This window comes from Phenylobacterium sp., assembly GCF_031425575.1.
GTDB lineage: Bacteria > Pseudomonadota > Alphaproteobacteria > Caulobacterales > Caulobacteraceae > Phenylobacterium.
On the sequence record NZ_JANPJP010000326.1, the window covers coordinates 20,247 to 28,418 of the forward strand.

Consider the following 8,172-nt stretch of genomic DNA (forward strand, 5'->3'; position numbering starts at 1 on the left):
TCAGAGAGGCTCGGACCCTTTAGCCGAGCCCTTGCACCCAGGCCGCGGCGGCGGGTTTTGGCGCTCCATTCACATCGAAGAGCAGGGGCGCGTCGGCGCCGTCCTCTCTCTTGCGCCAGGATTCCTGGTCCCGCAGTCCCCAGGTGGTGAAGGCGAACTGCTGACGTTGCGGCAGGGCCGAGAAGGCCTCGGCCGCCTCGCGGTAGAGATCGGCCTGGCGGGTCAGGCGCTCATTGCGGTCGCCCCCCTCCTGCAGGGAGACGTCCATTTCCGAGATATGGATCGGCAGGCCCAGGGAGGCGAGGTCGGCGATGGCCGCCTTGATCAAGCCCCTCTGGTCGCCCGCCGCCAGGTGGGTCTGGGTGCCCAGGCCACCCAGGGGCGCGCCGGCCTTCAGCAGCGCCTCGGCCAGCTTGAGGAACGCCGTGCGCTTCTTGGGGTGGGTTTCGAGGAAGAAGTCGTTGAGGAACAGCACGGCGCCGGGATCGGCCTCGCGGGCATGCTGGAAGGCCAGCACCATGTGCTCCAGCTTGCCGAGCTTGCGCGCCCAGAGGCTGTCGCGCCAGCCGCTGCCGTCGTCCAGCACCGTCTCGTTGATCACGTCCCAGCCCACCGCCTGGCCGCGATAGCGCCCCACCACCGCCAGGATGTAGTTGCGGTAGGCGTCGGCGAAGCTGACCCGGCTCTCGTCCAGATCGGTGAAAGCCGCTGGGGCCTGATCATACCAGACCAGGGTGTGGCCGAAGAGGCGCAGCCCGTGGGTCTTGGCGAAGGCGGCGATCTGATCGGGCCCATCGAAACGGAAGGAGCCGTCCGGCTGGGCGATGTACTCCATTTTCATCTCCCACTCGGGCGTGAGTTGGGAGACCTGCTCGACGAGCAGCCGCACGAGATCGCGGTCCTCAAGATGGACGGCTTGAATGCAGACACCCACCGGGAACGGCGCGATGCTTTTCAAGGGTGGAAGGCTGACCGGCCCGGTCTGGGCATCGGCGCCGCAGGCCGCCAGGGCCAGGGCGGAACCGACGAAGGCCCGCCGATGCAGGCCGGACCTCATCGCGCCCCGGAGGCCCGGCGCAGGCCCAGTTCATCGAGGGCGGCGGTCTCAAGCTTGGCGACCTGCTTGGCGCGGGCCTTGGCGATGCCGTCGGCCACCTGCTCGTATTTCTTCTGCTCTTCGTAGGCCAGGGACAGCGCGTCGCGGGCGCCGGCTTCCTCGTCGGCGATGCGGTTGATCTCGACCTGGGTCGCGGCCTTGCGGACCCGCAGGCCCTCCAGGAAGCCCACCTGATACCAGCCGTGCTCGGCGTCCTCACGGGCGCGCTGCGCCTCCGCCTCGCCCTCCGCCTCCAGCAGGACCAGCTTCATCTCGGCGGCCATGCGTCGGTCGGTGATCTCGCCCAGGCGCTTTTGCAGGATCTCGACCTCATAGGTCGAAAGCTTGATCAGACTGTCTGCCCAGCTCATGCGGCCTCACTCATCAGAATCTCGGCCAGGCGTTCGAAGCTTTCTTCGAGGCCACAGGCCTCGTCCTTGTCCTGGCCAAGGAAGGCTTCCAGTTGCGGGTTCAGGGCGATGGCCCGGTCGACCGCGGGATCGGCGCCGGTCCGGTAGGCGCCGATGCGGATCAGCTCCTCCATATTGGCGTAGGCCGCCAGAGTCTGGCGGGCGTTGGTGACGATCTGACGCTCGTGCGGCAGGTGGCAGCCCGGCATGGTCCGGCTGATGGACTTCAGCACGTTGATCGCCGGGAAGCGCCCGCGCTCGGCGATGGCGCGCTCCATGACGATGTGGCCGTCGAGGATACCGCGCACGGCGTCGGCGATGGGTTCGTTGTGGTCATCGCCATCCACCAGCACGGTGAAGATACCGGTGATCGGCCCCGCCGTGGTCCCGTCCGGACGGACCGGTCCGGGTCCGGCGCGCTCCAGCAGCTTGGGCAGCTCGGTGAAGACGGTGGGAGTATAGCCCTTGGTGGTAGGCGGCTCGCCGGCGGCCAGGCCGATCTCGCGCTGGGCCATGGCGAAACGGGTGACGCTGTCCATCATGCACAGGACTTCGAGGTCCTGGTCGCGGAGGAACTCGGCGATGGCCAGGGTCATGTAGGCGGCCTGGCGGCGCTTCAAGGCCGGCTCATCGGAGGTGGCGACCACGACGATGGCGCGCTTCAGGCCTTCCTCGCCCAGGGTCTCCTCGATGAACTCGCGGACCTCCCGGCCCCGCTCGCCGATCAGACCCACGACGACGACGTCGCAGTCAGCTTCCTTGGCCAGCATGGAGAGCAACACCGACTTGCCGACACCGGAGCCGGCGAAAACGCCGAGACGCTGTCCACGGCAGCAGGTCGTGAAGACGTTCATGGACCGGACGCCGAGGTTCAGCCGTTCCCCGACCCGACCACGGGCATGGGCGGCCGGCGGCGCCGCGCGCAGGGGATAGGCGGCCGGACCTTGGGGCAGGGGGCCGAGGCCGTCGATGGGGTCACCGAAGGCGTCGATGATGCGGCCAAGCCAAGCCCGTGTCGGGCGGACGGCCGAGCCCATGGGGTCAATGCGGATTTGCGCGCCGGGGGCCACGCCCTCGACAGGGCCGAAGGGCATCAGGAGGGCGCGGGTTTCACGGAAGCCGACCACTTCGGCCTGAAGCGGCTTTTCGGCGCGCCGTTCGATCTCGGCGCGGGCGCCGACCGACAGGCGGGTCAGCCCGCCGCGGGCTTCGATCAGCAGGCCGTTCACCGCCGCGACGCGGCCCGAAACGGTCAGCGGATCGAGACGCTCGACGGCCGCGACGAGGTTACGCAAAAGGGGGTGCTCCGAGGCGCTGATCCGCCGCCGGAGACTCCGCCCGTCTGCCTTAACTTCAGATGAAGATTCAAGGCTGCGACACCCTGCCCTGATCTAGTTTCCGGCCCGGAAGATCGGCAGCGGCGCGCCGGCCTGGGGATCGAAGTCCTTCCAGTCCAGGCCCAGCGCCTGCAGCCCCGTCGCGGCCACCTGATTGGCGCCGGCGCAGCCGCCGGTCACCTTGGCGCCCGCCTTGATCCCGGGCCCGATGGCGGCGATCCAGCTCTGGTTGGAGTCGGCCCATTGCGGCTTCCCGTGGCTCTTCCAGCCGTCCGGCTTGGTGTCGTTTGCCCGGCCATGGTCGGTGGTGATGATCATGGTGGTCTTGCCGGCATAGGCGGGGTCGGCCTGCAGGGTCGACCAGAGCTCGGCGAGGAATCCGTCGGTGCGTCGCGCGGCGATCAGGGTCTGGTCGTAGCGGCCGTCGTGGGCGAAGTCGTCGGTCTCGCCGTAGGACACGTAGAGCACGCGGGGCTTGTCGTGCTTCAGGCTCTCCAGGGCGTAGCCGTGGGTGAAGACGTCGAACCGCACCCCGGCCCAGCGGCGCGGAGTCTGGTCCTGCAGGCGACCAAGCGTCTTCTCCATGGCGGTGCGGGGCGCCGGGGCTGCCCAGCCGGCGTTCACCGGAAGCTTGCTGCGGCCGACCGAAAGGATATCGGAAAAGACGTTCCAGGAAGTCACGGCGCGGACCTTGCCCTGGAATCCGGGCCGGCCATTCAGCCACTCCAGCACCGTGACGTTCTTGTTGGGCCCGTGTTCGTTAGAGTCGATCGCGGGGTCGACCCGCCCGGTGAGAATTTCGTTGTAGCCAGGGTAGGAGAACCACTGGTCATTCGTCACGGCGGCGCAGGACCCATGGTCCCGATCTCCAAGCAGCACGCCCTGCTTGGCGACGACATTGTGCAGGAAAGGGGTCAGGGCGAGCGCGCGATCGGGTACATCGACGAAGTCACGGCGGATGGCGGGGAGATCCTCCACCAGCGCCTTGTCCGCCGCGCGGCCCGGATCGGCGCCCCGGAAAAGCTCCTGCCAGCTCAGCCCATCAAGGGTGACCAGCACCAGCCGTGCGTCGGCGTCCTTGGCTGCAGCCGGCATGGCGGATGCGAACGTCAGGGCGAGGGCTGCGATCAAGGCGTTCGGGAGCTTCATGGCCATCTCCTGGCTTCAAGAAACAGAGGAGCCGGGCGCACAGGCCCGGCTCCAGTCGGGGATGATCAGAACGTCTTGCGAAGGGTCACGAAGGCCTGGCGCGGCGGCGCGGTGAGCAGGGTCTGGCTGTCACCCCGGATCGCGAAGCCGTTGGAGTCGATGGTTGACACATAGTCCTCATCGAACAGGTTCGTGACATTGAGTTGAACCTCGAGGCCCTCCAGCAGGGGCGAGCCGGAGAACCGGTAGCCCACCGCGAGTTCGGCCACGGTCTGGGACGGGACACCGCGGTCGTTCTCGTAGGTGAAGAAGCGCTTGCTCAGATAGGCTAGGCCGAACTTTCCAAACAGCGCGCCGTCGTCGTAGCTCAGCTCGGCCTTGAAGAGGTTCTCCGGGGTGTCGACGGTGGTCTTGCCGGCGGTCTTGGCCACGACCACGCCGTTGCCGTCGCGGGTGTCGTCGTCATAGGTGGAGTCATTGTAAGCGTAGGAGGCGAACAGCGACCAGTCGGGGGCGAAGGTCCAGTCCGCGGCGGCCTCGAAACCCTTAGCGGTCACCCCGCCGACATTGGAAAGCGCCGAGGGGTTGCCCTGGATCCCTGACCCCTGGGCCACGCCGAACAGTCGGTTCTCGAACTGGACATGGTAGAGGGCCACCACCCCCTGGAACTCCGGCGTCCTGTAGCGCCAGCCGGCCTCGAAGGTCTGGGAAAGCTCGGGCTTCAGCTTGTCCTTGATGGCGTTGAAACCCGCCTGGGAGGCGGAGAACGGGCCGGAGGTTCCGGAGCTGGCGAAGGCCCGCATGTTCTCGGAATAGCCCGCGAACACCTGGCTGTCGGGGTTCAGGTCGAAGCGGATCCCGATCTGCGGCAGGAAGTTCTCCTCGGCCTTTATGGTCCCGGTCTTGTTGGCGCCGACGACGGTGGTGGACTGGTTCTCCACCGACAGCGACTTGAAGCCGAAGTTAACCGCCAGGACGTCACTGATCGTCCAGATGTCGGAGAGGTAGAACTTCCGGGTGGTGGTGTTGAAGTCGTACTCCCAGTCGGTACGGAAGGCGCCGGACTGCATCTCCAGGATATCGCGGGAGAAGGAGGTGCGGTTGAGCGCGTAGAACCGACGGGCCTGGGTGAAGTCGTTGTCCTCGTACCAGAAGCCGGCCTCGATCTCGTGAGCCCCCAGGGTCAGGGTCGCGCTGCCGATCACCCCGGCCCGCTGGATGTCGTACTCGGTCGTGCGGATCGAGAGCGGCGAGTCATCGATGGTGGCGCCGGCGACGCCGTAGTTCGGAGAGGCTCTGTAGGGCGTCACCCACAGGCCCTGACCCTCGTTGGTGTGGCCGTAGGCGGTGGCCTTGAACCGCAGGGCCTCGGTCACAGGCATGTCCAGGGTCACGGCGCCGATCAGGTCGTCGCGCAGGCCCGAGGCGTCGTAATAGGCGTCGTCCGGATTTGTGATCTTGCCGGGATAGACGGTTCCGAAGGACGGGAAGCGCGGGCTGACCCCGGTGTCGCCTCGGTTGTTGCCGATCTCGGCCACCTGCACGGCGCCCGCATAGTTGGGCGCAAAGTTGTCCCAGTCGCCTCCGAGCCGGCTGATCATCTCCAGCGACAGATCCTGGTAGTCCTGCTCCTGACGGGTCGACCAGTTGACCCAACCGGTCACCGAGCCCTCGCCGATGGGCTGGATGGCCTTGAAATTGACCTGGGTCTGGCGCTGCTCGCCCTCCCCTTTCCACTTGCCGGCTGTGTTGTGGGAGTAGCTGAGATAGCCCCGCGCCCCGGTGGCCAGTTCGCCACTCTCGATCCGCAGGAAGCCGCGATAGGTGTCGCTCGAGCCGCCGGTCGCCGAGGCCAGGCCACCGAACTTGGCGGCGGGGTCGCGGGAGCGGAACTGCAGGGATCCCCCCAGGTCGCTCACCGAGGCCACGCCGAGGGCGCCCGCGCCCTGCGCGAGCTCCGCCTGGCCGACGTTCTCGCCGGCGATGGCGCGGCTGATGTGCAGGCCGTTGTGGTTGCCGTAGGTCATGTCCCCGAGAGGGACGCCGTCCAGGGTGAAGCCCAGCCGGTTGCGGTCAAAGCCGCGGATCGAGATCCGCGACGACCATTCATAGGACCCGAAGGGGTCGGCCGACTGCAGGTTCACGTTGGGAAGCTTCTCGATCATCTTCAGCGGACTGGCGCCGGCGACCTCGAGCTGCAACTCGCCCCCGTCCACGGTCTGGACCTGACGGGCTTCGCCCCGTCCGAACACCACCAGCTCTTCGACCGAGCCAACAACGGCCGCCTCAGCAGCGGCGGACGTATTGGCCCAGCCCAATAGGATGAAGCCCAGCGCGGCGCCCGCGAGCAGTTGGTTTTTCATGATGCAACCCGATCCTTCGGACCCGCCCTCTGCGGTCCCCCAAGGGCCTGGGTAACAGCGCTCTTTGACGCTCAGGATTCAGATGTGTGACATTAGCCCAACAATAAAATGTGCGACTCCACACAAAAATGTGGCGCCCCGCACCTCAGGGAACGATGGTCAGGGTCGTTCCGGCTTGCTGTATGACTTCGGTCAGGGCGGCGTCGGGCTGTTCGTCGGTGAAGACTTCGTGCAGCGCCTCGATGGGACACACGATCTCCAACATGTTGATGTTGAACTTGCTGTGGTCGATCAGCAGGGTCGCGACCCGCGCCCGTTGGATCATGGCGCGCTTGACCCAGGCCATTGAGGATTCCGCCTCGGTGGGCCCCTCTGTCGTGAGGCCGCTGGCGCCGATGAAGGCGCGGTTGGCGTTGAGGCGGCTGAGGAACTGATGGGTCTCGGGCCCGACCAGTCCGCTCTGCGGCGCATTCAGCTCGCCCGGGCAGACGATCACCCGGATCTGCGGGCTCTTGCCCAGGGCGTCGGCGATCGCCAGGCCGTTGGTGACCGCCACGATCGGCCGGTTGAGACTGGCCAAGGCCAGCGCCAGGTGAAGGGTGGTGGACCCAGCGTCGATCATGATCGCCTCGCCAGGCTCCACCAGCTCCGCGGCGGCCTGGGCGATGCGCCAGCGCTGCTTGGCCATCAGGCGATGGCGATCGCGCATATTGGCCTCGAAGGCCACGGGAGGCGTGCCGCCCCCGTAGGTGCGGTTCAGCAGGCCCTGCCGGCCCAGGAGATCCAGGTCCCGGCGAATGGTCTCGGTGGAGGTGCCGAAGCGCTCGGCGAGGTCAGCGATCCTCACCGCGGCATTGACGCGCACCTCGGTCAGGATCTGCTCCTGGCGCTGCTGCTTGGAGATCGGCGTCTTGACACGAACCATAGTTCACCCGCTTTGGACGGCGCGTCGCCGGGCCGTCCCTAGCGGGCTCTACGCAAATGGCAAGACCAGCGTCTTCGCTCGATATGCTCGAGCCTGAGCCATATCAGCGACGGATGAGCGCCGACCGGAGGGCCATGACCGCGGCGCGCGGATGACGCGCGGCCAGGCGCGCGGTCTCCAAGGGCCTGCGGGCGGCGGCGCGCATCAGGGCCGGGCGCACCGCCTGGGCCAGCATCGGGCGCGCCGAGCGCGCGGCGCTGGCCAGGGTTCCCCGTCCGGCGAAGGCTGCGATGGCGCCGATGGCCAGACCGCCAAGGGCGATGGCCAGGACCGGGTGGGCCTTCACGTGGTCGCGGAAGGTCGGCTTGGCCTTGGACTGGACCCCGGCCAGGGGATCGCCGGTGACGGCGTCATTGGCGGCGCCACCTAGGGAGGCGGACCCGGCCTCCAGGTTCTCGTTGAGGACAGGCGCGAGGCTCACGCGGTCGTTGGTGTAGGAGGCGGGCATGGGGCGGCCTTTCGAGTTCAAGGGCTTCGACCCGTCCAAACTCCCCAGGCGTCCGGCTGTTCCGTTAAAATGGGGACCCTGGCCGTCGACCTGTCGGCGCTTGGCCCCCGATGACCTCCGATCGAAATTAATCTTGATGCGGCTTTCGGACGCGGCCTCGCGCACAGCTCGCGATGGCCGTCAGCTCGGTAGAGCCTGATGGGTGGCGATGGGCTCGACGCGCGCCCTGCACGGCAACCGGCTCCGCCTCAGACTCAAGCTATTGAACGGACTCGAGGTTCCGGTCGCACGCCGCGCTGTCATACGCCTCAAGGACCTCGACCTGGACGCCGGCTGACGAACGCCCGCCGTATGGCCAAGCCTGTCCAATCACAAAAGATTCAC

Annotated in this window: 7 protein-coding genes; all 7 read right to left on the bottom strand. The window is 67.3% G+C overall.

Going from position 1 to position 8,172, the window contains the following annotated elements; genetic code table 11:
- Positions 1-19 precede the first annotated feature (19 nt).
- Entirely contained in the window at positions 20-1,057 is a 1,038-nt protein-coding gene (locus tag RMO97_RS18180) for an endo-1,4-beta-xylanase (RefSeq protein ID WP_310542423.1), read from the bottom strand.
- Complete coding sequence (locus tag RMO97_RS18185; protein WP_310542424.1) at positions 1,054-1,467, bottom strand: flagellar export protein FliJ; 414 nt, start codon at positions 1,465-1,467, stop codon at positions 1,054-1,056. Before RMO97_RS18185 ends, RMO97_RS18180 begins: the two co-directional genes overlap by 4 nt.
- Entirely contained in the window at positions 1,464-2,801 is a 1,338-nt protein-coding gene (gene fliI, locus RMO97_RS18190) for a flagellar protein export ATPase FliI (RefSeq protein ID WP_310542425.1), read from the bottom strand. Before fliI ends, RMO97_RS18185 begins: the two co-directional genes overlap by 4 nt.
- 96 nt (positions 2,802-2,897) lie before the next feature.
- A complete protein-coding gene (locus tag RMO97_RS18195) occupies positions 2,898-3,992 on the bottom strand; it encodes an alkaline phosphatase family protein (RefSeq protein WP_310542426.1) in 1,095 nt (364 codons plus the stop codon).
- A gap of 65 nt (positions 3,993-4,057) precedes the next feature.
- Positions 4,058-6,355 carry a TonB-dependent receptor gene (locus RMO97_RS18200; protein ID WP_310542427.1) on the bottom strand — a complete coding sequence of 766 codons (2,298 nt, stop codon included), beginning with the start codon at positions 6,353-6,355 and terminating at the stop codon, positions 4,058-4,060.
- A gap of 145 nt (positions 6,356-6,500) precedes the next feature.
- The gene (locus RMO97_RS18205; RefSeq protein WP_310542428.1) at positions 6,501-7,280 is read right to left on the bottom strand and encodes a DeoR/GlpR family DNA-binding transcription regulator; all 780 of its coding nucleotides are present in this window, start codon (positions 7,278-7,280) and stop codon (positions 6,501-6,503) included.
- Positions 7,281-7,383: 103 nt separating this feature from the next.
- Positions 7,384-7,788, bottom strand: coding sequence for a hypothetical protein (locus tag RMO97_RS18210; RefSeq protein WP_310542429.1), 405 nt, complete (start codon positions 7,786-7,788; stop codon positions 7,384-7,386).
- Positions 7,789-8,172: the final 384 nt, after the last annotated feature.

Bases quoted from the DNA above. Each gene is read 5' to 3' on its own strand.
- RMO97_RS18180 (WP_310542423.1), bottom strand. From the start codon at position 1,057: ATGAGGTCCGGCCTGCATCGGCGGGCCTTCGTCGGTTCCGCCCTGGCC.
- RMO97_RS18185 (WP_310542424.1), bottom strand. From the start codon at position 1,467: ATGAGCTGGGCAGACAGTCTGATCAAGCTTTCGACCTATGAGGTCGAG.
- RMO97_RS18195 (WP_310542426.1), bottom strand. From the start codon at position 3,992: ATGAAGCTCCCGAACGCCTTGATCGCAGCCCTCGCCCTGACGTTCGCA.
- RMO97_RS18200 (WP_310542427.1), bottom strand. From the start codon at position 6,355: ATGAAAAACCAACTGCTCGCGGGCGCCGCGCTGGGCTTCATCCTATTG.
- RMO97_RS18205 (WP_310542428.1), bottom strand. From the start codon at position 7,280: ATGGTTCGTGTCAAGACGCCGATCTCCAAGCAGCAGCGCCAGGAGCAG.
- RMO97_RS18210 (WP_310542429.1), bottom strand. From the start codon at position 7,788: ATGCCCGCCTCCTACACCAACGACCGCGTGAGCCTCGCGCCTGTCCTC.